Origin of the sequence: Limnohabitans sp., assembly GCF_040400975.1 — a bacterium.
GTDB lineage: Bacteria > Pseudomonadota > Gammaproteobacteria > Burkholderiales > Burkholderiaceae_C > Limnohabitans_A.
Window position 1 is genome coordinate 154200 of the sequence record NZ_JBBAPF010000003.1, and the last position, 23179, is coordinate 177378.

A 23179-nucleotide genomic window follows, 5' to 3' on the forward strand; every position below is an offset into this window, starting at 1 on the left:
TCTCTATACTGATTCAAAGCGGCGCTTTTCGTGTCATGTGAGCGCCCTTTCAAATTCATTGAACAAGCAGTATCCATCAGTATGGCTTCAACGGTTCTTGTTTTGGGCGCGGGCATGGTCGGCATTTGCACCGCATTGCATTTGCAGCAACGCGGGTTCGAAGTGGTGCTGGTGGATCGGCGTGCGCCGGGACAAGAAACGTCCATGGGCAATGCGGGTTTGATCCAGCGCGAAGCGGTCGAGCCCTACCCTTTCCCGCGGGAGCCCGGCTTCTTGCTGGATGTGGCTTTGGGGCGCAGTGCCAAGGTGAATTGGCACGCTCAAGGTCTGTGGCAAATGGGTAAAGAGCTGCTGGGCTATCTGCACCATTCGCATCCCTTGCGCCATGCCGTGGCCACTGCGGCCTACAGCCGCCTGATTGCCCATTCCAACAATGAGCATGCCCCATTGATCGCGGCCGCAGGCGCGCAGGATTTGGTGGGGTATGAAGGTTATCGCTATGTTTTTCGCACCCCCGAGGCCTTCGACAAAGCGGCGCAACGGGCCGAAGATTTGTTGGCACGTTTCGGTGTGCGCTTTCAGGCAGAAAACCCCGCCCAGCTCGCGCAGGCCGAGCCTGCTTTGCGCAGGCCACTGGCGGGCGCCGTGCATTGGCTGGACACCTGGGCGGTGAATGACCCGGGCGCTTTGGTGCAGCGCTATGCCCAATTGTTTGAGGCGCGTGGCGGCTGTCTGATGGTGGGCGACGCGGCCAGTTTGCAGGCGCAAGGCGCGGGCTGGTCGGTCAACACCACCGATGGCCCTGTGCATGCCCAGCAGGCTGTGCTGGCCCTGGGCCCTTGGTCCGATGGCTTGATCCGCACACTGGGCTATCGACTTCCACTGTTCATCAAGCGCGGTTATCACCAACACTACACACCCACCGCCAAAGTGCGGCTACCCATGCTCGACGCCGAGCGTGGCTACGTGCTGGCACCCATGCAGCGCGGCTTGCGCCTGACCACCGGTGCCGAGTTTGCGCCCATCGATGCCTCATCCACGCCGGTGCAACTGGGCAAGGCCGAAGCCTTGGCGCGGGAACTGATTGATTTGGGCCAGCCCCTGCCCGAGCCGCCTTGGCTTGGCGCGCGGCCTTGCGTTGTCGACATGCTGCCCGTGATCGGCCCGGCGCCGCGCCACCCAGGGCTGTGGTTCAACTTTGGCCATGCGCACCAAGGCTTCACCATGGGTCCGGTGACAGGTCGCTTGCTGGCTGAAATGGTGTGTGGCGAGCCGTTTTGCGTTGACCCGACACCCTATTCCCCAGGGCGGTTTGGGTGATCAGGTGGCCCTAAGGCTTCAGCACACCCGGTAAAAACTCATGAACACCCCATCGGTTGCGCGGCGGCCGGTGCCGATGAACTGACTTTCACTCAGCCAAGCCCACTGGGGTGCGGTGGCTTCGAGCTTGGGTTGGCAGCGAAAGTAGACCTCTTCCGGGTTGACCGGTTGCCCGTTCATGATGCGCTGAGAGTTTTCGAGCGAGGCCACGCGCAAAGCGGTGTTTTGCACAAACACGCGGCTGCCGTCGTTGAGCTCGATGACATAGCGCGCATCCAGGTGCGCTTGCGTGCCACCGCCCAAAATCAGTTGAAAGTCTGCGCCACCGGCCAGCACTTTGCCGTTCACCCGGGGGCCCGTCACGGTGCCGCCTGTGATGGGGATCATGCGGCGCAAGCCGGCAGGGGTATGACCCACTTCCACAGGCGCAGCGATGGTCACGGCCAGATCGCAAATGTGTTCGAGTGTGGGGGGGGGCAAGGTCATGGTCAATCTTCCAAGCAAGAGGAATGTGCAGTTTAAGGCGCAGCACTTGGCAGGCTGTCACACAGGGTCGGTGGGATTTTTGGCGTTGCCCATCCAGGCTGTCAATGAAGAGCGCATCGCTTCTTCCACCGACATGTCCAATGCCTGCACCCATTCACGCGGCACAAACACGGTGTAGCCGCCGATCATGTAGCCCATGGGCAAATACACCGCCACGTGTTGGCGGGTTTGCGGGTCCAGTGGCAGGTCCGTCAGATTTTGGCGTGTGACCAGACCGATGATCGACATGTCGCTCCCCGGCTTTTTCAGCAGCACCACCTGTTGTGCGTCCCGTTCGTTGGGGGAGAAGTAGTCGGCAAAACTCTTGAGTGAGGAGTAAATGCTTTTGACCAAGGGTAAGTTGGTGAAGGGCAGCTCCACCCAACCCAGCACCCGCTTCATGAAAGCTTGTGACACCAAAAAGCCCAGCACCAAAATCAGCGCTGTGCCCAGCAAAATGCCCAGACCAGGCAAGTAAAAATCACCTGTCATCGGGCGCAGTATCTGCATGGCCAAACTCTCGACCCAGCTCACAAACAAATAAAGCACATAGACCGTGAGCCCGACCGGCAAGAAAGTGATCAGGCCGCGGAAGAAATAGGCGTAAAGGCGTTTCATGCGGTCCATTGTGACGGCTCACGATTGGGCCCAAAGATGAGGGGAAAAACGGGCTCGCCCGCCTGCGCTTTAATACGGGGCTGACACAGACCCTCTGCTGCCCCCTAGCTTTTGAACCAGGCCATGCTTTCCACCCAAGACAAAACCCGCATCGACGACACCCGCATTGCCTCGGTGCGCCCGCTCATGACCCCGGCCCTTCTCGAGGAGCGTCTGCCCGCATTGCCTGCGCACTTGGCTTTGGTGGAGCGTTCGCGGCAAGACATCTCAAGTCTGCTGCAAGGGCAGGACGACCGTCTGGTGATCGTGGTCGGGCCCTGTTCCATCCACGACCACGACCAGGCCATCGCCTACGCCCGGCTGCTCAAGGCCGAGGCCGACAAGCACGCGAAGGACCTGCAGATCGTGATGCGCGTGTACTTTGAAAAGCCGCGCACCACCGTGGGTTGGAAGGGCTACATCAACGACCCGCACCTGGACGGCAGCTTCGCCATGAACCAGGGGCTGGAGATGGCGCGCAAGTTGTTGCTGGACATCCTCGACGTCGGCCTGCCCGTGGCCACCGAATTCCTAGACTTGCTGAGTCCGCAGTACATCAGCGACCTCGTGACCTGGGGCGCGATCGGTGCTCGCACCACCGAAAGCCAGAGCCACCGCCAATTGGCCAGCGGCCTGTCGTGTCCGGTGGGCTTCAAGAACGGCACCGACGGTGGAGTGAAGGTGGCCGCAGATGCGGTGGTGGCGGCCAAGGCGCCGCACGCTTTCATGGGCATGACCAAGATGGGCCAAGCGGCGATTTTCGAAACGCGCGGGAACCAAGACGTGCACATCATTTTGCGTGGCGGCAAGGCGCCCAATTATTCGGCGGCCGATGTCGATGCCGCGTGCAAAGCCCTAGAGGCCTCAGGCATTGCGCCGCAAGTGATGGTGGACGTGTCGCACGCCAACAGCAGCAAGCAGCACGCCAAGCAGATTGAAGTGGCGCACGCTGTAGCCGCGCAAGTGGCAGGCGGCGACCGCCGCATCATGGGCCTGATGATTGAGAGCCACTTGAACGAAGGCCGGCAAGACTTGAAAGAAGGCCAGCCCTTGGCGCACGGTGTGTCCATCACCGACGCCTGCATCAGCTTTGCGCAGACCATGCCGGTGCTGGACGCGCTGGCGCAGGCGGTGCAAGAGCGGCGACGCGGTGATCGATGAGTTGATGCACCGTCCCGGGACAAGTTATTCCCCAGACCAGATCGCTGCTTGGACTTTTTTGGGGGACTTGGCTGGGTCGTGGCCTCGACTCAAGGCTCGTGCTGCGCCAGGTACAGCTGCGTGGGCAGCTCGTCAGGCCGAAAAATCGGCGAGGTGCGCACGCTTTCCATGTCAACGCCAAAGCGCAAAGCCTCGGAAAGGCCGCTCAGGTCATCGGCCAGGGTGGCCAGCAAATCATCGAGGGACAGCAGACCCATCAAGCGGCCATCGGGCTCGGTGACCAACACCCGCCGCACGCCGTGCTGGTGCATGGCCTGGATGGCTTCGTGCGCCGTGGCCGAGCCAGGCACCCGCACCAGGTTCACGCTGCTGTAAGCACCCACCGACTGCTCGTCTGCGGTGCGGCCTTGCGCCAACAGATTCACCACCAGATCACGGTCGGTCACTACCCCCACCACGCGCACAGGGTCTTCAGGGTCGGTCAGGGCCAGTGCGCCGACATGTTGTGTGCGCATCAGATCGGCGGCTTTTTGCACCGAGGCCTCGGCACTCAGGGTGAGGATGTCGCGCTGGCAAAGTTCGGACAGGGTCATGAAAAGCGCTCCTGAAAATGACAACAGCCCACCTTAATCGGGTGGGCTGTGTTTTTCAGTGCGCGGGCGCACGTGGCCTCAAGACGCATGGCGCCGGGGCTGCGGCCCGGTCCGGTTCAGTCCAGACTCAAACCAATCTTGCGCGACACGGCGCCCCATTTGGCAAAGTCCTTGGCCACTTTGGCGACCGCCTGCTCGGGCGTGCTGCCAATCACGATCTGGTCGGATGCCTTGAGCCGCTCGGTGGCCTCTGGGGTGCGCAGGGCGTCGACCACCGCTTGGCGGAACTTGGCCACGATGTCATCGGGCACTTGTTTGGGGGCGATCAAGATCAGGCTGAAATCGGCCTCGTAGCCTTTCACCCCGGCTTCTTCGATGGTGGGCACTTCGGGCAAAGAGGGCGCGCGCGCCTGGCCCGACACCGCCAGCGCTGTCAACTTGCCCGAGCGCACATGGGGCAGCACTGTGGGCCCGGCCAACAAACCGCAAGGCACCTGGTTGGCCAGCACGTCTTGCATGGCGGGGGCTGGGCCTTTGTAGGGGATGTGCGTCATCTGCATGCCGGTCATGCTGAGCAACAACTCGGTGGACAAGTGCCCCGGCACACCCGCACCGCCCGAGGCATAACTCAAGGGCATGGTTTTGGATTTGGCGATCAACTCGGACACTGTTTTGACACCCAGCGAAGGGTTGCACACCAGGGTTTGGCTGAACGAAGACAACACACTGATGGGCTTCAAGTCATCGAGCTTGAAGGGCATGGTTTTGTACACATGCGGGTTCACGGTGAGCAGGGTGTCGGTTGCGAACAAAAAGGTGTAGCCGTTGGGCGCGGCACGCGCCACGCTGGCAGCGCCGATGTTGCCACCGGCCCCGAGCTGGTTCTCGATCACGACGGGTTGCTTGAGGATGGTCTGGATTTTTTCGGTCGCTGTGCGCATGACCAGATCAGTGGGTCCGCCTGGAGGAAAGGGAATGATGACTTTGATGGGGCGCTGTGGCCACGCTTGGGCCAGAGCGCTGCTGCTGGCACACACGGCCAGCAAAGCCGCGGCGAAGGCCAAACGCCGGGCGCGAGACGGTGAAGAAGCTTGCGATAGAAAGGAAAAGGGCATGGTGAACTCCTGAAGGATCAGGACATGCTATCGAAGCGCACCCGCAACGCTCACATTGAAAACCCTGAAGTGGGGCGTTCAACTGTCGCGTGCAAGACCCGATAGGCGCTGATCATGCAGGCTTCGGCGTGATTGCTCAAACTGCGGCGAGTCGTTTGACTGTATCGGGGTAGCGGTCCACCAAGTGAATCAGCAAGGCTGCCTGGGCGTTGGGTTTGGCTCGGCCTTGCTCCCAGTTTTCCAGAGTTCTGGGGTTAGTGCGCAGGTAGTGGGCGAAGACGGGACGCGAGAGCTTGAGTTTTTCTCGAATGGCCTTGAGTTCCATGGCGCTGATGTCAGGAGCAGGTTTGGCCTCTACTTCGAGGGTGCGAAGCGTGGTCTTGCCAACGCGCTGCTGGGTCACCCTGAGCCCACCACGTTTTCCTTTGCCTCGCTGCGCATCTCCGTGCCTGATTTTGCGTAATCCCCCCGTGCCCGTGATGACGTCACCGGTATCGGGTGCCTTGAGCATTTCATTTTGCAGGCCTCGGTACGCCTCATCGCTCAGGTATTCCTGTCGGTAGCGCTCGAATGCTGGCAACTCAACAAAGAGTGCATTCATGGCTCATGATTGTACGCAAGTTGCGTACAAAATCAAACCTGGCTTTTCAAACCCTTAACCCGCCAAGCCCACGAACACGTTTTGTACATCGTCGTTGTTGTCGATGGCGCCCAAAAAGGCTTCGACCTCTTCGAGTTGTTCGGGGTTCAGATTGGCCGGGTCCACCGGGTTTTTGGGTTTGTAGCCCAGCTTGGCCGACAGCACGGTGAAGCCGTGTTCGGGCAGGGCGCGGCTGACCAGGTCCAGGTCGGTGGCTTCGGTGATGAAGACCGTCACGCCTTCTTCGTCGGCGGGCTCAAAATCTTGTGCGCCCGCTTCGATGGCGGCCAGTTCGGAGTCAGCCCCGGCCTGGGCGGGTTCGGCTTCGATGAAACCCACATGGTCAAAGTCCCAGGACACCGAGCCGGAGGTGCCTTGCTGGCCCTTGCGAAACAGCACGCGCATCTCGGACGCGCTGCGGTTCACGTTGTCGGTCAGCACCTCGATCATCACCGGCACTTGGTGCGGCGCGAAGCCTTCGTAAATCACGCGGTCAAAGCTCACGGCGTCGCCCAGCAGGCCGGCACCTTTCTTGATGGCGCGCTCCAGCGTTTCCTTGGGCATGGAGACCTTGCGGGCTTGTTCGACCACCAGGCGCAGGCGCGAGTTGGCGGCCGGGTCTGCGCCGTTGCGGGCGGCAATCATGATGTCCTTGGCCAGTCGGCCAAACAATTTGCCTCTGGCGTCTGCGGCTTGTGCTTTGCCTTTGGCTTTCCATTGCGCACCCATGGGGTCTTCCTTGTGTTGGGATCAAAGCCGGAAGTTTAAGCGTTCACCCGTCCCAGCCACCGTCAAACGCGGGTCTCACAGGTCACAGGCGACAGCCCCTCGCAGGGCAATAATGGCCTTTCAGACAAAACACTGCCCATGAACCACCCTGCCTTGCCTTTGTTCCCCGGATTTGCCCATCACCTGCTTCAGGTCAGCCCCGGCATCTCGATGTCGGCCATGGTCGGTGGACAGGGGCCCGGCTTGCTCTTGCTGCACGGCCACCCCCAAACCTTGGCCATTTGGCACAAAGTGGCCCCCACACTGGCGCAGAACTTCACCGTGGTGGCCGCCGACTTGCGCGGCTATGGCGACTCGTCCAAGCCCGAGGGAGGGCATGACCACGCGGCTTACGCCAAGCGCGGTATGGCGCAAGACCAAGTGGGGCTGATGCACCAGCTGGGTTTTGATCGCTTTGCAGTGTTGGCGCACGACCGGGGTGCGCGTGTGGCGCACCGCCTGGCGCTGGACCACCCGCAAGCGGTCAGCCGCATGGCCCTGCTCGACATCGCGCCCACCTTGGCCATGTACGAACAGACCACCGAAGCCTTTGCCCGCGCCTATTGGCATTGGTTCTTTTTGATCCAGCCGCAACCCCTGCCCGAACGCTTGATCACGGCCAACCCAGCGGCTTATGTCACCGACGTCATGGGCAATCGCAGCGCCGGGCTGGCGCCGTTCGATCCGCGCGCGCTGGCCGAATACCAGCGCTGCTTGGCCCTGCCGGGTGCAGCGCATGGGCTGTGCGAAGACTACCGGGCGTCAGCAGGCATCGACCTGCAACACGACCGGGAAGACATCGCGCAAGGGCGGCGGCTGGAAACCCCGCTGCAGGTGCTGTGGGGTGCGCAAGGCGTGGTGCAGCGCTGTTTTGATCCGTTCAAGGAATGGCAAAAAGTGGCCACCCAGGTCAGCGGCGAGGCCTTGCCCTGCGGCCACTACATCGCCGAAGAAGCCCCTGAAGCTCTGCTGGCCAAGGCCTTGCCGTTTCTGCAAGGGCTGGCGGCATGAGCCAGCACAACCGCCGTGGCATCGTCACCATGACCGGTGCCATGGTGTTTTTTGTGGTGAACGATGCCTTGGTCAAATGGGTCAGCGCCGACCTGTCCACACCGCAGCTGATCTTCGTGCGCGGGGTGATGACCACCGCGCTGCTGTTGGCCTTGGCTGGGTGGATGGGCCAGTTGCAGCACTGGCGCACCACACTGACGCGCTCAGTGCCTGCCCGCGCCGTGCTCGACAGCCTGGCGTCCTTCACCTACCTCACCGCGGTGTTTCACATCCCTTTAGGCAACGCCACCGCGATCAATTTGGCGGGTCCGCTGTTCCTGACTTTGATGGCGGTGTTCTTTTTGCACGAGCGGGTCACGCTGGGCCGCTGGGCGCTGATCTTGCTGGGCTTTGCGGGCGTGCTGCTGGTGGTGCAGCCGCGCATGGGCGACTTCAATGCCTATGCCTTGCTGTGCTTGTTTGCGGCGGTGCTGCACGCGGGGCGCGACTTTCTGACGCGTCTGGTTCCCGCTCAAGTGCCTTCGCTGTTGATCACCTTGTCCACGGCGATCATGGTCACTGTGTTGGCGGGTGTGTGGAGTCTTTTTGAGCCCTGGAAGCCCATGGCCACACAGCACCTTTGGCAGCTGTTTGGCGCGTCGCTTTGCCTGGCAGCGGGCTACCATCTGCTCACGCTCAGCATGCGTTTGGGCGACATGAGTGTGATCGGGCCATTCCGCTACAGCGGCTTGTTGGTGGCGTTGGTGCTGGGTTACCTGATGTGGGGCGATGTGCCCAACACCTTGGCCTGGGGCGGCATTGCGTTGGTGGTGGCGGCCGGCTTGGGCTTGCTCCAGTCTGAGCGCATGCGCAACCAAGCTGCGGGTGGCCTGTAGGTCGGCGGCTTCAGCCCCGACATCCAGCATTCACGGGCTGGCCTTGTCCAGCGCCTGGTCGATGTCCCACAGGATGTCGTCCAGGTTTTCCAGGCCTACCGAGATGCGCACCATGTCGGGCGGCACGCCTGCAGCCAGTTGCTGCGCTTCGTCGAGCTGGCGGTGCGTGGTGCTGGCCGGGTGGCTGATCAGGGTGCGGGTGTCGCCGATGTTGACCAAGTGGCTCATGAACTGGGCCGACTCGATGAAGGTCACGCCCTGGGCCAGCCCGCCTTTCACACCAAAGGACAGCAAGCCAGAGGCACCGCGCATCTGGCGCTGCATCAGCGCGTGTTGCGGGTGGTTGGGCAAGCCGGGGTAGTTGACCCAGGCCACGCGCGGGTCGGACTGCAAAAATTTGGCCACGCCCAAAGCGTTGTCGCAGTGCTTTTGCATGCGCAGTGGCAGGGTTTCAACGCCTTGCAAAATCTGCCAGGCGCTCATGGGGCTAAGAGATGCGCCAAACACGCGCAGGCTTTCCATGCGGCAGCGCATGGTGAAGCCAAAGTCCCCAAAGGTCTCGTAAAACTTCACGCCGTGGTAGCCCTTGGACGGCTCGGTCATGCCCGGAAACTTGCCGTTGTCCCAAGGAAATTTGCCGCCCTCGGCCACCACGCCGCCCAGCGTGGTGCCGTGGCCCGCCAGGTATTTGGTGGCCGAATGCACCACGATGTCCGCGCCCAGCGCCAAAGGGTTGCACAGCAGCGGGCTGGGCACGGTGTTGTCGATGACGAGCGGCACGCCATGTGCGTGGGCCACCTCGGCCACAGCGGCAATGTCCAGCACCACCATGCTCGGGTTGCCCAGACTCTCGGCGTACACCGCCCGCGTGTTGGGGCGCATGGCGGCGGCAAAAGCCTCGGGCTTGGTCGCGTCTACAAACGTGGTCTCGATGCCGAACTTGGCCAAGCTCACCGCCAACATCGTGACCGAGCCGCCGTACAAAGCCCCGGCCGCCACCACATGGTCGCCTGTCTGCAAGATGGTCATGAGTGCCATGGTTTCGGCCGCCATCCCTGAGGCACTGGCCACGGCAGCACGCCCGCCTTCGAGCGCGGCCACACGTTCTTCAAGCACCGCCACCGTGGGGTTGCTCAGGCGCGAATACACATTGCCAAAGGTCTGCAGGTTGAACAGCGAGGCCGCGTGCTCGGCGCTGTCGAACACAAAACTGCTGGTTTGGTAAATGGGCAAGGCGCGTGCGCCCGTGGCCGCATCGGGAATTTGCCCGGCGTGGATGGCCAGGGTCTCGGGGTGGAATTGGCGGTCGGTCATGGTCTTTTTATACCAGCCGCCGCGCCGAGATGATGCCGGTGTTCACACCCACCCAATTCAGGCCGCCAAACAGCCGGGCGTGTTCGATCTTGACGCAGCGGTTGCTCACCGAATCCATGCCCGCCTGCCGGGCTAAGGCGTCGGCCTCGGGGTTGGCCACACCCAGTTGCTGCCACAGGCACTTCGCACCGATTTGCACCGCTTGATCGGCAATGGGCAGCACGTCTTCGCTGCGGCGAAACACATCGACCATGTCCACTTTGAAGGGGATATCGCTCAGGCTGGCGTAACAGGTCTCGCCCAAGATCTCCTGGCCCGCATAGCGCGGGTTGACGGGCACGATCTTGAAGCCGTGTGACTGCATGTACTTGGCCGCGAAATAGCTGGGCCGGTGCCACTCGGCCGACAAGCCCACCACCGCGATGGTGTGGCAACTTTTGAGGATGCGCCGCAGCGCGTGCAAATCGTTGTGCATGCAAGTCCTTCTTTCCGTTCAATACTGCGCCAAACCGCTGCGCTTCATTTGCAGCGAGGCCCAGGTAGCGCACAGCGACAACACGCCGCACACGGCCATCACGCCCAAGTAATGCCCGTTCCAATCAAAGGCCGCCCCGGCCAGAACGGGCCCGAGCAAATTGCCCACAGCCGCGCCGCTGTAGAGCGTGCCTACCACGCTGGCCACCGATTTGCCGCCAAAGTAATCCATGCAAATGGCGGGCAGCAGGGACACGATGCTGCCGTAACTCAATCCAAACCACAGCGCAAACACCACCAACAGCCCTTGCCCCCCGGCAGCGCCCCACAGCACATACGATGCGCCCATGGACAGCTGCATCAGCACCAGCGTCTGCGCCCGGCCCAAGCGGTCGGCCACCAGGCCAATGGCAAAGCGCCCCACCAGACTGCCCACACCAATCAAGCCCACCAGGCCCACGGCAAAGGCTTCACCCAGGCCCAGATCGCGGGCCGAAGCCGACACGTGCGCGAACGGGATGAACATGACGGGCGAGGCCAGCACCGTGGCCAGGTACAGCCAGCGAAACGTGGGGCTGCGCAAGGTCTCGCGCAAGCTCAGGCCGGTGGCCGAGCCCCCTGCACCCGGGCCACCTGAAGCGTTTGCCGGTGCTGCAGGTGCGCGCCGCAACAAGGCCGCTGACAACAAGCCCAGCACCAACACCCCCATTGCCAACACCTGCATGGCTTCGCGCCAAGGCATGGGGCCAATCGCCGTGGCCACCAGCACCGGCACCAGCAAGGTGCCCGCGCCCACGCCCGAGCTGGCAATGCCCCCGGCCAAGCCGCGCCGGGTGGTGAACCAGGGCTGCACGCTGGCAATGGACGGGGTGTAAACCAAGGCAATGCCCAAGCCCACCAGCAGGCCATAGCTCACATACACCGCCAACAAGCTGGTCGCCCAACTGGTGGCCAGCAAACCCAGTGCAATGAGTGCCATGCCCGCCGAGCACACGATGCGCGGGCCAAAGCGGTCGGCCAGCATGCCGCCGCCTGCGCCCAACACAAAATAAACAAAGCCCGAGAGACCAAAAATCCAGGACACATCGGCCCGCTGTGCCGAGAACTCGACGGCAAACGATTCAAAAAACGCCGCAAACGAATACGACACCCCAAAGATCACAGCCAGGCACACAAATGTGGCCCAAACCACCACCCAAGCGTAGGGGGTTTCTTTCATGGTGTCTCCGGTGTTCGCATGTTGCAAAGCATTGTGCCTTGCACGGGATGGGCACACCCCTGAGGTCACAAAGCCTGTGTCACACTGGCGCGCATGGAAACCTCACTCGAACAAGCCCGCCAGGCCTTTCTGGATGGCGTTGAACAGTTTGAACGCCACCAATTTGAGGCGGCAGCATCCCTTTTTGAACGGGCATTGCAGCTGGCACCGGGCAGGGCTTCGGTGTTGATGAACCTGGGTGCCAGCTGCGTGCAGTTGGGCCGCTTTGAGCGGGCCGATGAATGCCTGCGCCAAGCCTTGGCGGCCGACGCCTCTCAAACCGATGCCTGGGTGGCTTGGGGGGTCACGCAGATGGCTTTGGGCCAATGGCCACAGGCCCTGCACAGCCACGAGCGCGCCCGCGCCTTGGGTGCAGACGGCGCCGATTTTTGTTTGCGTTGGGGCCAATGCCTGGCGTATGCCGGGCAGCTGCCTCAAGCCGTGCAGGCTTTTGACCAAGCCTTGGTGCACGTGCCCAACTTGGCCGAGGCCTGGAGCCAGCGTGCCCATGCCCAGCGTGACATGGGCCAGACCGCTGCAGCGATTGCGGGCTACCAACAAGCGCTGGCGCTGGGAGCAGACCCGGAGCTGCACCGCTACTACCTTGCCGCCCTGAGCCCGGATCAGCCCGCGGTGAACGCGCCAGCGGCCTATGTTGAAAAACTCTTTGACCAATACGCCGACGACTTCGAGGCGCACCTGGTGGGGCAACTGGGTTACCAAGGCCACAGCGTGCTGCTGCAGCACCTGCCTGCGGACCCGGCGGCCCGTTTTGAACGGGTGTGGGACCTGGGCTGCGGCACCGGTTTGTGCGGCACCTTGATCCGCCCCCGCGCCCAGCATTTGACCGGTGTGGACTTGTCTTCGGTCATGGTGGCCAAGGCGCGTGCGCTGGGGATTTACGACAGCCTGCATGCCCAAGAGTTGGTGGCCTTCATGCAGCACACCACAGAGCCAGCTGACCTGGTGCTGGCGGCCGATGTGTTCATTTATGTGGGCTGGCTGGAGGCGGTTTTTGAGGCCCTGAGCCCCCGTGTGCGCCCTTGCGGCTGGACCAAGCCCAGCCCCTCATGGGTGCTTATGTTTATCTGCAAAAAACCTGACAATGCTGAACCACCAGCCATGGCCCAGCCAGGAGAACCTTGCTCATGAACGCTCAGGAACGCGACCAACTTCAGCAATTCTTGGCCAGCTTGCGCCAGCAGCGTGTTCAGGCCAAGGACCCCGTGGCCGATGGCCTCATCCGGGATGCTTTGGCCTCGCAAGCCGATGCCACGTACCTTTTGGTGCAGCGGGCCATGGCCTTGAGCTTGGCGCTGCGAGCCACACAAAACCGACTGCAGCAATTGCAAGCCTCATCGGCTGAGGCACTGCAAGCGTCAAACCCTGTCACCAACGCTGCGCCCGCTCAGACGCCAGCGCCCGTACCGAATGGTGGCGCCCCAACGGCGCAACCCAGCCTCTGGATGCGGGGCTTGGTGGGGCAAGTGGGCGGCACGGCGCTGGGCGTGGCTGCGGGCGTTGTGGCGGGTGGCGCTGTCTTGCAAGGCCTGCAAGCCCTGTGGGGCGACGATGCCGCTTCGCCCAATTTAGCCCAAGGCTCCGCTGGGGGCATGTCCACCGCTGCGCCGGATGCGGGCGACGGCCTGTGGGATTTGGGCGACGACTGGACCTGAGTTCAAGCGGCTCCCTCAGCGGCAGATTCAGCGGCAGATTTAGCGGCTATAGGCCAAACCCAGCGCCACGCCGCCAAACAAATCGCCTTCCACCACAGGCACACCCGCAAAGGCGGCCTGCAGGGTTTGCTGGAACGTGCTCAAAGCCGAGGACCCACCCGTGAGGTAAATCGCATCCAGCGATGCATCGCTCAGGCCTGCGCTTTGGACACATTCGCGCGCGCAAGCCACTGTGCGGCTCAATACATCTTGCAGTTGCGCTTGCATGTCATGCAGACTCAGGCGCGCTTGCAAATCGGACGCCATCACCGACAGGTCAATGCCCGTGTCAGCCCGGTTCACGGAGCAACGGATTTTGGCTTGCTCCACCTCATGGGCGATGTGGTGTCCGTGCCGCTCGGTCAACACCTGCATCAAGCGCTCGTGAAGGTGCAGGTCGCTGTAATTGCTGCGCAGGGTTTTGGCGTGGGCGATGGCTTTGGGTTGGTATTGCCAGTGGATCAGGTGCCAGGTGGCCAGGTCAAAAAAGACGCGGCTGGGCACTTCGCGCTGTTCGGGGCCGATGTGTTTGTAGCCCAGCAGTGGCATCACTTGCGCCAAGTTCAGTTGGCGGTCGTAATCGGTGCCCCCAATGTGCACGCCCGTGGTGGCCAAGATGTCACGGCTGCGGTCTGTGTACAGCATGCGTTCGGGCCCTAGGCGCACCACCGTGAAGTCTGAGGTGCCGCCCCCCAAGTCCACCACCAACACGGTGCTTTCTTTCGTCAGGCGCTGCTCGTAATCCAAAGCGGCGGCAATCGGCTCCAGCTGAAAGGAAACCTCGTCAAAGCCCACCGACTGCACCGCTTGGCGCAGCGAGGCTTCGGCCTGTGCGTCCCGCTCGGGGTCGTCGTCTACAAAGTGCACCGGGCGGCCCACCACCACGCGGCGTGGCGCGCTGCCCAGGTGTTGCGTGGCGCGTTCGCGCAGGGTGGCCAAAAAGGCGCCGATGATGTCCTGAAAGCTGATCTGCTGATGCCCAATTTGCGTGGTCTCCAGCAGCAGTGGGCTGCCCAGCAGGCTTTTGAGTGAGCGCATCAAGCGCCCCTCGGTGCCTTCCAGGTAGTGCTTGAGGGCCTCGCGCCCAAAGTGGGTGCTGCTGTCTTCGGCGTTGTAAAAGACGGCCGTGGGCATGGCCAAGGCCTCACCTTCCAGCGGGATCAGACGGGCTGAGCCCTCGGGGCCCAGCCAGGCCATGGCGGAGTTGGAGGTACCAAAATCAATACCGAGCGTGCCGGCGGGTGAAGAAGTCATGTGTAAAGGGGCGTGCTGAGGCGGATGTGGCAGGCCAAAGCGCTGACCGTCGAGGGACCCGGGATTCTGCCACTGTCAGCCCTGTCAAATCGGGGAGAATCGGCGTTGTTTCATTTTTGTCCACGCACACCCCATGACCGAAGTCCCAACCCCCGACACATCGGCTGCTGCCCGGCCCGCATTGCCCGACCGCCTGGCGATTGACACCCGCAGCCCGCACCATGTGCGCGCCGTTTTTGAGCACGACATCGGTATCCGATTCAACGGCAAAGACCGCAACGACGTCGAGGAATACTGCATCAGCGAAGGCTGGGTTCGCGTGCCCGCTGGCAAAACACTGGACCGCAAAGGCCAACCCTTGCTGATCAAGCTCAAGGGCAAAGTCGAAGCCTTTTACCGCTGAGTCTGTTCGCTTTCCCCATGGGCCTTGAAGCGCCGCTGTAGGGCCTCAAACGACAACAACTCCCCCGCCAATGCACTGGCCATCACGGTGGGTGGACTGGCCAACCAGACTTGACCTGGACCTGAGCGGCCCGGGAAATTGCGGTTGATGGCGCTCACCGTCACCTGGGCGGCGTCGGTCGATGAACCTGGGCCGCAATTGGCGCAGGCTCCGCAAGAGGGCTGCAAAATGCGCACGCCCATGGCCGCAAAAACTTGGTCGTAACCCAGTGAAGCGCAATAGTCGCGCACAGCGGTGGTGCCGTATTGCAAAAAAACCTGAACACCTTCAGGCACCTTCAGACCCTGTTTGAGGCCCCAGGCCAGCACCTCATGGTAATGGTCAAAGTCTTCGCGTTTGCCCGCGGTGCAGGAGCCGCCGTAGGCGATATCGATTTTCACGTGCTCCGCCAGGTCCGATAGCGCTAAACCCTGGCCTGGATCGCCCGGCCGAGCCACCATAGGCTGTAGGCGGCGCAGGTCCACCGTCATCTGGTGCGCAAAGCGTGCGTTTTCATCGCTGTGCATCCAGTCTTCAATTAGAAAGTCCACACCACGGCGCTCCTTTAAAAAGCGTACCGTCTCCAAGTCTGGTGCCACGATGCCTGTCAGGCCTCCCAGCTCGGCGCACATATTGGTCAGCGTGGCACGTTCGTCGGTACCCAAGTGAGCGATGCCCTCACCCGTGAATTCGAACACTTTGCCTACCCCGTGCCCTTCGCAAATCCAGGGCATGGCCAGCAGGTGCAGCATGAGGTCTTTGGCGGTCACGCCGGGGTGCATTTGGCCTTGCAGCCGAACCTGCACGCTTTCGGGCCAACGCACGCGCACAGCGCCTGTGACAAAGGCATTGGCCATGTCGGTGGTGCCCACACCAAAGGCGACACAACCCAAAGCGCCACTGTGTGGCGTATGCGAATCGGTGCCCACCACCACTTGACCAGGCAGTGCGTAATGCTCGGTCATCATGGCGTGCGAGATGCCCGCCACATTGCTGCCGTCGTCCTGCAGTACTTCAGCATCGGTCAGGGTGCGGTGCATGCGCAAACCGTGGCGCTTGGCAAAATCGCGCTGTGCCCGGCTCATGGCATGCATGTTGGCGATCAGGCCGCCGCGCACATGGGCAGGACTTTCTTCGACATACGAAGTGTGGTCTTCAAACACCACGATCTGCTCGGGGCGTTGCAGTGTGAAGTGCTCGCCCAGAGCGCCGCGCATCAAGGTGTCGGCCATGCCCGTGTAGTACTCGTGGATGAAGCGCCACTCGGCCCGCACGAACAAACCGTCACCTGTTTGGGGCAGCTCGGGTGTGTAGGGCGCGGGCAGACGGTGACGTGACAGGATTTTCTCGAACAAGGTTTGTGGACCAGCATCCTGGCGCGGGGACCCACTTTGGTGGCCCTTTAATGGCGAGACATTTTTGTAGCTGCTCGCAGCACCCGGCGGATGTGCAGCTGCTAAGAACTGTTGCCCCCAGCGCAGCAGTCCACCAGCCAGCAAGATCGAAGCGGCCAGATCTTCGCGCCCCCGCACCAGATCGGACACAGTGATGGTTTCACCCTGCTCGATGCGCGCCAGCAAGGCGAAATCAGTGGAGGTGAACAGGCCAATGTTGTCGGCGTTCTGGCGGTAAATCCGTTCAAAGCTCTCGGCGATCACCAGTTGTACACCCGCCAGTTTTTCGGCGGTGGGACTGTGTTCGCGAGACGAGCCCTTGCCGTATCGGCGACCTGCCACTAGCACCTGGAAACCGGCTTGCCGCAGGGCTCGCCGTGCGATGGGGTCTTCGCACTCACAGCGCAGCCCGGTGTGGGCAAAGTCGCCGAGCGTGACGTCGTAATGGCTCATGATGTGCACGGGCGTGATTTCGTCGGTCGAAACATCGTCGCGCAGCGGTACGGCTTGTTCGTGACTCAGTCGCTCACCGCACAGCTGCTGCCGAATCAGTGCCGGGTTATGGCTCAGGTACAGCACGCGCAAGGGGGTCGTCAAAACCGTGGCGTCAGGCGAAGTGAGTTGCATGGTGGGTCTTCAGTGCTCAGTGGGATGGGTGGACAGGTTGTCCAGCAGAAGTTGCGCAGCCGGGCTCAGCTGGTCTTCGCCCCGGTGGCACAGAATGAATCGCCTTCGAGACCAGCTTTCCTGCAGCGGCAATACCTCAAGCCCATAGGCTTGGGCGTACAAGGTGGTCACTTCGCGAGGCACCAGCGCTATGGCCAGGCCAGCCCGCACCACGCGCAGCGCGGCTTCGAAATTGGTCACGATCACGCGGTGTTGCAGACGCTGGCCGAGCAAGCTGGCTTCGCGTTGCAGCATCACCTCTACCGCTGAATTCACCGGCATGATCACATGCTCGAATGCCAGCGTGTCGGCGAAACGCACGGCGGGCAGTTCGCACAGCGGATGACCCCGGGGGACGGCCACGCTCAGGTGGTCGTGGCGGTATGTGCGGGTGTGCAGCAGGCCAGTTTCGGCCGCATCCCAGCAGATGCCGATCGAGGCTACGCCCTCACGAATGCCGCGCACCACCTCGGGGCTGATGCGTTCTTCCAGATCGATTTGAATGTTCTGGTGCTCCGGTTTTTTCAAGAACTCAGCGATCTCATCGGTCAATGACTCGGCCATGACAGAGGCCGTGGCCAGCACGTTCACTCGCCCCTGAATCCCTGCCGCGTGGCTGGCCATGTCGCGCTCGATGCGGCTGGCGCTCAGCAACATGCTGCGGGCGTGTTCCAGCAGTGTCTCGCCCGCAGGCGTGGGCACCACACCATGCTTGCGCCGTGTCAGCAGACTGGCGCCCACGGTGGCTTCCAGCTGGGCCAGCCGTTTGCTCACGGCCGAGGCGACCATGTTGGCCTTTTCTGCGGCGCGGCTCATGTTGCCGGTGTCGCAAACGGTCACGAACAGGCGCAGTGAAGTCAGGTCGAGGTCACGCATCAAGCTATTCCAAATGGGAACAAATAAGCTTCCAAAATTGAATTGTATGATTCATTGGGAATATTAAACTCCCAGCTTCACCAGACAAGGACGACCGGCATGAATGCATTTCAATGGCCCGAGCGCGTGACGATCCGAGAAGTCGGTTTGCGAGACGGCTTACAAAGCATCGCCCGGATATTGCCCACCGCACAAAAGCTGCAGTGGATTGAAAGCGCCTACGACGCGGGCATTCGCGAGATCGAAGTCGGCTCTTTCGTTCCGCCCAAACTGCTGCCGCAATTGGCCGATACGGCCGAGTTGGTGGCCTTTGCCAAAACCCTGCCGGGACTCGTCGTGTCGGTGCTGGTGCCCAACCTGAAAGGGGCCGAGCGCGCCATGGACAGCGGCGCTGACTGGATGCTGTTGCCCTTGTCGGCCAGCCATGCGCACAGTCTGGCCAATTTGCGCAAAGCGCCTGACGACGTGGTGGCCGAAATCGGCGCCATCGTGGAGGCTCGTCGGGCAAAGGGTTCCGACATCCGCATTGAAGTGGGGATGAGCACAGCGTTCGGTTGCACGATCCAGGGGCCAGTTGCTGTCGATGAAGTGCTGCGTTTGCTCCAAGCTGTGTTGGACTTGGGGGTGGACCGCGTGGGCTTGGCCGACACGGTGGGCTACGCCGATCCGCGCCAAGTGGGCGACTTGTTTGCCAAGGCCCGCGAAGTGGCGGGTGACAAGCTGGGCTGCGGACACTTTCACGACACCCGTGGCCTAGGCTTGGCTAACGCCATGGCTGCGCTACAAACCGGTGAGACCCGTTTTGACGCCTGCTTGGCCGGCATCGGCGGCTGCCCACATGCCCCGGGGGCGAGTGGCAATGTGGCCACCGAAGACCTGACGTATTTGATGGCCAGCATGGGCATCAACACCGGCATCGATTTCGGTCAGCTCATGGCTTTGCGCGCCCTGGTGGCGCAGTGGCTCGCAGGCGAATGCCTGCATGGTTCGATCGCGCAGGCGGGGTTACCCAAGACCTTGCGCAATGCAGAAGTGATGGCATGAACAATTCCGACAAGAAACTCCCGCTCGAAGGCCTGCGCGTCGTTGAGTTCACCCACATGGTCATGGGGCCGACTTGCGGCATGGTGCTGGCCGATATGGGCGCTGAAGTCATCAAGGTTGAGCCCATGGAGGGCGACCGCACAAGGCACTTGTTGGGTTCGGGCGCCGGCTTTTTTCCGATGTTCAACCGCAACAAGAAGAGCATCCAGATCAACCTGCAAAGTCCAGAAGGAGCCGAGATGGCGCGGCGCCTGTGCGCCACGGCCGATGTGGTGGCCGAAAACTTCAAGCCCGGCTCCATGGCCAAGTACGGCTTGGATTACGCCAGCTTGTCTGCCAGCAACCCCAAGATCATTTACGCCAGCCTCAAGGGTTTTTTGCCCGGGCCGTATGACCATCGCACCGCGCTCGACGAGGTGGTGCAGATGATGGGGGGCCTGGCCTACATGACCGGGCGCCCGGGTGATCCGCTGCGTGCGGGCACCAGTGTGAACGACATCATGGGCGGCATGTTTGGTGCGATTGGCGTGCTGGGCGCGCTCATCCAGCGGGGCATCACCGGGCGTGGGCAAGAGATCCAGTCGGCCTTGTTTGAGAACAATGTGTTTTTGGTGGGCCAGCACATGCTGCAGTACGCCATCACCGGCAAGGCAGCCGAACCCATGCCCAACCGCATCTCGGCCTGGGCGGTGTACGACGTGTTCACCGTCAAAAACGGCGAGCAAATCTTCTTGGCCGCGGTGAGCGATGCGCAGTGGGCCACCTTCTGCGACGTGTTGGGCTTTGCCGACCTCAAGGCCGACCCCCGATACAGCGACAACAACGCGCGCGTATCTCAGCGCAATGTCATGATGCCCGAGTTGCGTCGCCGTCTGGAGGCCTTCACCGCCGCCGAGCTGACCGCCATTTTTGAAAAAGCCGGACTGCCCTTTGCGCCCATCGTCAAGCCCGAAGAGCTGTTTGATGACCCACACTTGAACGCCACCGGTGGCCTGGTCGACGTGCGCTTGACCGACGGCCCGAAAGCGGGTCAGACGGCCCGTGCAGCCTTATTTCCATTCACCATGGACGGGCAGCGCCTGGGTGTGCGGCGTCAGCCGCCTCAACAAGGTGAAAATACCGATGAACTTTTGCGGGGCTTGGGCTTGGAGCCCGCAGAAATTGATCGTTTACGCACGCTCAAGGCCGTGGCCTGAGCATTTTATTGACCGACCTTTGACATACAGAAAGAGACAAACCATGCAAAAACACCTCACACGTCGCGCCACTTTGGCCGTATTGACATCGGCTGCCGCATCGGCCTTGCCAGGCATGTCCTTTGCGCAAGCGGACCGTCCCGTCAAATTCATCCTGCCCAACGCCACCGGTTCGGGTGTGGACGCCATCACACGCGCAGCAGCGCCTGCGATTGGCAAGGCTTTGGGTGCCAACGTGGTGGTCGAAAACCAAGCCGGTGCCAGTGGCGTGATCGGTTTGCAGGCCATGGCCAAGAACCCACCCGATGGCTTCACCTTGTCGGTGGTGTCCAACAACGTGGTGATTTTCCCCAGCGTCATCAAAAACCTGCCGTTTGAAATGCCCGCCGATTTCACACCGATTGCAGTGCTGGGATCCACGCCCTTGGTGTTGGTGGCGAACCCCCAAAAAGTGCCCTCCAACAATAGCCGCGAATTCATTGCTGCCCTGCGTGCCAAGCCGGACGGCTACAACTTCGGCTCTGGTGGCACGGGAACGATTTTGCACCTGGCCGCTGAGATGTTTGTGGACGAAGCCGGTGTCAAGGCGCGCCATATCCCTTACAAAGGCGTAGGCCCCATGGTCACTGATTTGTTGGGGGGTCAAATTGACTTTGCAGTTTTGGCTTTGCCCAGCGTACAGCAGCACATCCGAAGTGGTGCGCTCAAGGCCGTGGGCATGTGTGGCGACAAGCGAAGCGCCGCTGCGCCAGACATTCCTACCTTTGTGGAGCAGGGCTTGCCCACTTACGTGATCGACGCCTGGTTTGGTGTGCTCGGCCCCAAGGGCATGAGCGCTGCCAATGTAAAGAGGGTCAACGATGCCTTGGTGCAGGCCTTCAACGATCCGGCCGTCAAGGAAACCATGGCCAAGCAAGGCAACACGATCGCCATCAGCACGCCCGAGCAAGCTCAGCGCGTCTTCCGAAGTGAAATGGAGCGCTTTGCTGCGCTGGTCAAGAAGGCGGGCATCGAGCCGCAATAAGGCCCATCGCCCATCGCTCGTCGCTTGACATTTGGCGGTCAGGCGACGACCATCGGTGCATGTCCATCCAGGTTTTGATTTTCGGCATCCACCTCGCGCGCAGCACGCGGGGCAAGCCCTGCGCACCGCCGCAGGGTTTTTAAACACCCCCTGTTTCGTTTGTCCGATTTCAATTCGGGCCGTGCTCACATTGCAGCGCGGCCCTGCTTTTCACTGGAGATTTTCATGGCCGATTTGTTTGACAACCCCATGGGCCTGTGTGGCTTCGAGTTCGTCGAGTTTGCATCCCCCACCCCCAACACCCTGGAGCCGCTGTTTGAGCAAATGGGCTTCTCGCTCGTGGCCAAACACCGATCCAAAGACGTGGTGCTCTACCGCCAGGGCGACATCAACTTCATCGTCAACCGTGAGCCTAAAAGCCTGGCCGGCTACTTTGCTGCAGAGCACGGCCCTTGTGCTTGCGCGCTGGCGTTTCGGGTGAAGGATTCGCACAAGGCTTATGCACGGGCGCTGGAACTTGGAGCCCAACCGGTGGATGTGCCCACCGGCCCCATGGAGTTGCGCCTGCCCGCCATCAAAGGCATTGGCGGCGCGCCTTTGTATTTGATCGACCGTTTTGAAGACGGCAAAAGCATCTACGACATCGACTTTGAGTTCATCGACGGCGTGGACCGCCATCCGCCGGGCCACGGCCTCAAGCTCATCGACCACATGACGCACAACGTCTACAAAGGCCGCATGGCGTACTGGAGCGGTTTTTACGAAAAGCTCTTTAACTTTCAAGAGATTCGCTACTTCGACATCAAGGGCGAATACACGGGCCTGACCAGCCAGGCCATGATGGCCCCAGACGGTTTGATCCGCATTCCGCTGAACGAAGAGTCGGGCAAGACCGGGGGCCAGATCGAAGAATTCTTGATGCAGTTCAACGGCGAGGGCATCCAGCACATCGCGCTGCTCACCGACGACCTCTTGAAAAGCGTTGATGCGCTGCAGATGGCGGGCATTCCGCTCATGACGGCACCCAACGACATCTATTACGAGATGCTCGAAGAGCGCCTGCCGGGCCACGGCGAGCCGGTGGCCGAGTTGCAGGCGCGTGGCATCTTGATGGACGGCTCAACGGCCAACGGCGAGAAACGCTTGCTGCTGCAAATCTTCAGCCAAACCCTGCTGGGCCCGGTGTTCTTTGAATTCATCCAGCGCAAGGCCGACGAAGGCTTTGGCGAGGGCAACTTCAAGGCGCTGTTTGAAAGCTTGGAGCGCGACCAGATTCGGCGGGGGGCGATTGTGGTAGGGGACGGACCGATGGCTTGAGGCGTGACCGTCCAAGCATTACCGCGCTAGATTTTCCAGCGCGTCGATCACGATGCCGGTGCCGATGGCGATCAAGAGGATGTCCGTGGCCACTCGCACGTACCTGTGGCCGATGGGCGGTGGTCCTAGGCTGATGGCCAGGGGTCTGGGCAGTTCATAAAACACCACGCCCCTTGGCAGTGGTTGACCGATCTGCCACTTTTTGGCTTGCCCAGGGGGCAGGCCGCCCTTTTTGGCCAAACCCGGAGGCACAAAACCCCGGTGTTCGGGCGTCTCGAAATACTGGCGTGCGCGCTCGTGATGGTCCGGCATGAAATAAGCGCCTTTGCCAGGTTTCTGGTGGTCGGCGCGGGGCTCGGCCAGCGCGCCGGAGACCAGCAACAGCAGCGGCAAGACCTTGAAGACCGTTGAAAACTGAACCATGAGCTGCTCCTTGTTGCGGAACCATCCGCGCATGGGCAGCTTATGGGCGGGTGTGCGGCGCGTCTGTGAACTGTTTCGCACAAGGCGCGATCAGGCCTGTGGCTAGGGTTTGTACAG

Annotated in this window: 24 protein-coding genes; 11 read left to right on the top strand and 13 right to left on the bottom strand. The window is 61.7% G+C overall.

Features of this window, described 5'->3' with window-relative positions:
- Nucleotides 1-81 precede the first annotated feature (81 nt).
- On the top strand, nucleotides 82-1320 hold the full coding sequence (locus ABWQ00_RS03915; RefSeq protein ID WP_353237363.1) for an NAD(P)/FAD-dependent oxidoreductase: 1239 nt from the start codon (nucleotides 82-84) through the stop codon (nucleotides 1318-1320).
- A gap of 18 nt (nucleotides 1321-1338) precedes the next feature.
- Here ABWQ00_RS03915 and ABWQ00_RS03920 read toward each other — a convergent pair whose 3' ends face one another.
- Complete coding sequence (locus tag ABWQ00_RS03920; RefSeq protein WP_353237364.1) at nucleotides 1339-1806, bottom strand: DUF3237 domain-containing protein; 468 nt, start codon at nucleotides 1804-1806, stop codon at nucleotides 1339-1341.
- A 57-nt stretch (nucleotides 1807-1863) separates the two neighbouring features.
- A complete protein-coding gene (locus tag ABWQ00_RS03925; RefSeq protein WP_353237365.1) occupies nucleotides 1864-2463 on the bottom strand; it encodes a DUF502 domain-containing protein in 600 nt (199 codons plus the stop codon).
- A gap of 123 nt (nucleotides 2464-2586) precedes the next feature.
- Between ABWQ00_RS03925 and ABWQ00_RS03930 the strand changes: the two genes are divergently transcribed.
- Nucleotides 2587-3663: a 3-deoxy-7-phosphoheptulonate synthase gene (locus ABWQ00_RS03930; protein WP_353237366.1), complete on the top strand. Its 1077-nt coding sequence runs from the start codon at nucleotides 2587-2589 to the stop codon at nucleotides 3661-3663.
- Nucleotides 3664-3752: 89 nt separating this feature from the next.
- Here ABWQ00_RS03930 and ABWQ00_RS03935 read toward each other — a convergent pair whose 3' ends face one another.
- From ABWQ00_RS03935 to ABWQ00_RS03950, 4 genes are all read right to left on the bottom strand, one after another.
- Nucleotides 3753-4256 carry a CBS domain-containing protein gene (locus ABWQ00_RS03935; RefSeq protein ID WP_353237367.1) on the bottom strand — a complete coding sequence of 168 codons (504 nt, stop codon included), beginning with the start codon at nucleotides 4254-4256 and terminating at the stop codon, nucleotides 3753-3755.
- 116 nt (nucleotides 4257-4372) lie between these two features.
- Complete coding sequence (locus ABWQ00_RS03940) at nucleotides 4373-5371, bottom strand: Bug family tripartite tricarboxylate transporter substrate binding protein (RefSeq protein WP_353237368.1); 999 nt, start codon at nucleotides 5369-5371, stop codon at nucleotides 4373-4375.
- Nucleotides 5372-5507: 136 nt separating this feature from the next.
- A complete protein-coding gene (locus tag ABWQ00_RS03945; RefSeq protein WP_353237369.1) occupies nucleotides 5508-5972 on the bottom strand; it encodes a helix-turn-helix domain-containing protein in 465 nt (154 codons plus the stop codon).
- Between the two features lie 54 nt (nucleotides 5973-6026).
- Complete coding sequence (locus ABWQ00_RS03950) at nucleotides 6027-6740, bottom strand: YebC/PmpR family DNA-binding transcriptional regulator (protein WP_353237370.1); 714 nt, start codon at nucleotides 6738-6740, stop codon at nucleotides 6027-6029.
- Between the two features lie 138 nt (nucleotides 6741-6878).
- Here ABWQ00_RS03950 and ABWQ00_RS03955 point away from each other — a divergent pair, with 138 nt between their 5' ends.
- Together ABWQ00_RS03955 and ABWQ00_RS03960 are read left to right on the top strand one after the other, a co-directional pair.
- Nucleotides 6879-7790, top strand: coding sequence for an alpha/beta fold hydrolase (locus ABWQ00_RS03955; protein ID WP_502908063.1), 912 nt, complete (start codon nucleotides 6879-6881; stop codon nucleotides 7788-7790).
- Nucleotides 7787-8665 carry a DMT family transporter gene (locus ABWQ00_RS03960; RefSeq protein ID WP_353237371.1) on the top strand — a complete coding sequence of 293 codons (879 nt, stop codon included), beginning with the start codon at nucleotides 7787-7789 and terminating at the stop codon, nucleotides 8663-8665. The genes ABWQ00_RS03955 and ABWQ00_RS03960 overlap by 4 nt, the downstream gene beginning before the upstream one ends.
- Before the next feature lie 30 nt (nucleotides 8666-8695).
- Here ABWQ00_RS03960 and ABWQ00_RS03965 read toward each other — a convergent pair whose 3' ends face one another.
- From ABWQ00_RS03965 to ABWQ00_RS03975, 3 genes are read right to left on the bottom strand one after another with little or no spacing between them, the layout of a single operon-like run.
- The gene (locus ABWQ00_RS03965) at nucleotides 8696-9979 is read right to left on the bottom strand and encodes an O-acetylhomoserine aminocarboxypropyltransferase/cysteine synthase family protein (protein ID WP_353237372.1); all 1284 of its coding nucleotides are present in this window, start codon (nucleotides 9977-9979) and stop codon (nucleotides 8696-8698) included.
- 7 nt (nucleotides 9980-9986) lie between these two features.
- Nucleotides 9987-10454, bottom strand: coding sequence for a CoA-binding protein (locus ABWQ00_RS03970; RefSeq protein WP_353237373.1), 468 nt, complete (start codon nucleotides 10452-10454; stop codon nucleotides 9987-9989).
- Nucleotides 10455-10472: 18 nt separating this feature from the next.
- Nucleotides 10473-11672: an MFS transporter gene (locus tag ABWQ00_RS03975; protein ID WP_353237374.1), complete on the bottom strand. Its 1200-nt coding sequence runs from the start codon at nucleotides 11670-11672 to the stop codon at nucleotides 10473-10475.
- 93 nt (nucleotides 11673-11765) lie between these two features.
- Between ABWQ00_RS03975 and ABWQ00_RS03980 the strand changes: the two genes are divergently transcribed.
- Entirely contained in the window at nucleotides 11766-12863 is a 1098-nt protein-coding gene (locus ABWQ00_RS03980) for a tetratricopeptide repeat protein (protein WP_353237375.1), read from the top strand.
- Nucleotides 12860-13387 (top strand): DUF2076 family protein, encoded by a 528-nt coding sequence (locus tag ABWQ00_RS03985; protein ID WP_353237376.1) that lies wholly within the window; start codon nucleotides 12860-12862, stop codon nucleotides 13385-13387. The genes ABWQ00_RS03980 and ABWQ00_RS03985 overlap by 4 nt, the downstream gene beginning before the upstream one ends.
- 39 nt (nucleotides 13388-13426) lie before the next feature.
- Here the strand turns inward: ABWQ00_RS03985 and ABWQ00_RS03990 are convergent, their stop codons facing one another.
- Nucleotides 13427-14680: an Hsp70 family protein gene (locus tag ABWQ00_RS03990; RefSeq protein WP_353237377.1), complete on the bottom strand. Its 1254-nt coding sequence runs from the start codon at nucleotides 14678-14680 to the stop codon at nucleotides 13427-13429.
- Between the two features lie 133 nt (nucleotides 14681-14813).
- Between ABWQ00_RS03990 and ABWQ00_RS03995 the strand changes: the two genes are divergently transcribed.
- On the top strand, nucleotides 14814-15083 hold the full coding sequence (locus ABWQ00_RS03995) for a DUF3297 family protein (protein WP_353237378.1): 270 nt from the start codon (nucleotides 14814-14816) through the stop codon (nucleotides 15081-15083).
- Here the strand turns inward: ABWQ00_RS03995 and ABWQ00_RS04000 are convergent.
- Both ABWQ00_RS04000 and ABWQ00_RS04005 read right to left on the bottom strand, forming a co-directional pair.
- Entirely contained in the window at nucleotides 15074-17143 is a 2070-nt protein-coding gene (locus ABWQ00_RS04000; RefSeq protein WP_353237379.1) for an aconitase family protein, read from the bottom strand. The genes ABWQ00_RS03995 and ABWQ00_RS04000 overlap by 10 nt on opposite strands.
- Nucleotides 17144-17152: 9 nt before the next feature.
- Nucleotides 17153-18058 carry a LysR family transcriptional regulator gene (locus ABWQ00_RS04005; protein ID WP_353237380.1) on the bottom strand — a complete coding sequence of 302 codons (906 nt, stop codon included), beginning with the start codon at nucleotides 18056-18058 and terminating at the stop codon, nucleotides 17153-17155.
- Nucleotides 18059-18157: 99 nt separating this feature from the next.
- Between ABWQ00_RS04005 and ABWQ00_RS04010 the strand changes: the two genes are divergently transcribed.
- The 4 genes from ABWQ00_RS04010 (at nucleotide 18158) to hppD (ending at nucleotide 22639) form a co-directional block, all read left to right on the top strand.
- Nucleotides 18158-19102 carry a hydroxymethylglutaryl-CoA lyase gene (locus ABWQ00_RS04010; RefSeq protein ID WP_353237381.1) on the top strand — a complete coding sequence of 315 codons (945 nt, stop codon included), beginning with the start codon at nucleotides 18158-18160 and terminating at the stop codon, nucleotides 19100-19102.
- The gene (locus tag ABWQ00_RS04015; RefSeq protein WP_353237382.1) at nucleotides 19099-20298 is read left to right on the top strand and encodes a CaiB/BaiF CoA transferase family protein; all 1200 of its coding nucleotides are present in this window, start codon (nucleotides 19099-19101) and stop codon (nucleotides 20296-20298) included. Before ABWQ00_RS04010 ends, ABWQ00_RS04015 begins: the two co-directional genes overlap by 4 nt.
- Nucleotides 20299-20341: 43 nt before the next feature.
- Complete coding sequence (locus ABWQ00_RS04020; protein ID WP_353237383.1) at nucleotides 20342-21322, top strand: Bug family tripartite tricarboxylate transporter substrate binding protein; 981 nt, start codon at nucleotides 20342-20344, stop codon at nucleotides 21320-21322.
- A gap of 225 nt (nucleotides 21323-21547) precedes the next feature.
- Complete coding sequence (hppD, locus tag ABWQ00_RS04025) at nucleotides 21548-22639, top strand: 4-hydroxyphenylpyruvate dioxygenase (RefSeq protein WP_353237384.1); 1092 nt, start codon at nucleotides 21548-21550, stop codon at nucleotides 22637-22639.
- A gap of 18 nt (nucleotides 22640-22657) precedes the next feature.
- On the opposite strand, the gene ABWQ00_RS04030 is transcribed toward hppD, so the two are convergent.
- Nucleotides 22658-23062 (bottom strand): RcnB family protein, encoded by a 405-nt coding sequence (locus ABWQ00_RS04030; RefSeq protein ID WP_353237385.1) that lies wholly within the window; start codon nucleotides 23060-23062, stop codon nucleotides 22658-22660.
- Nucleotides 23063-23179: the final 117 nt, after the last annotated feature.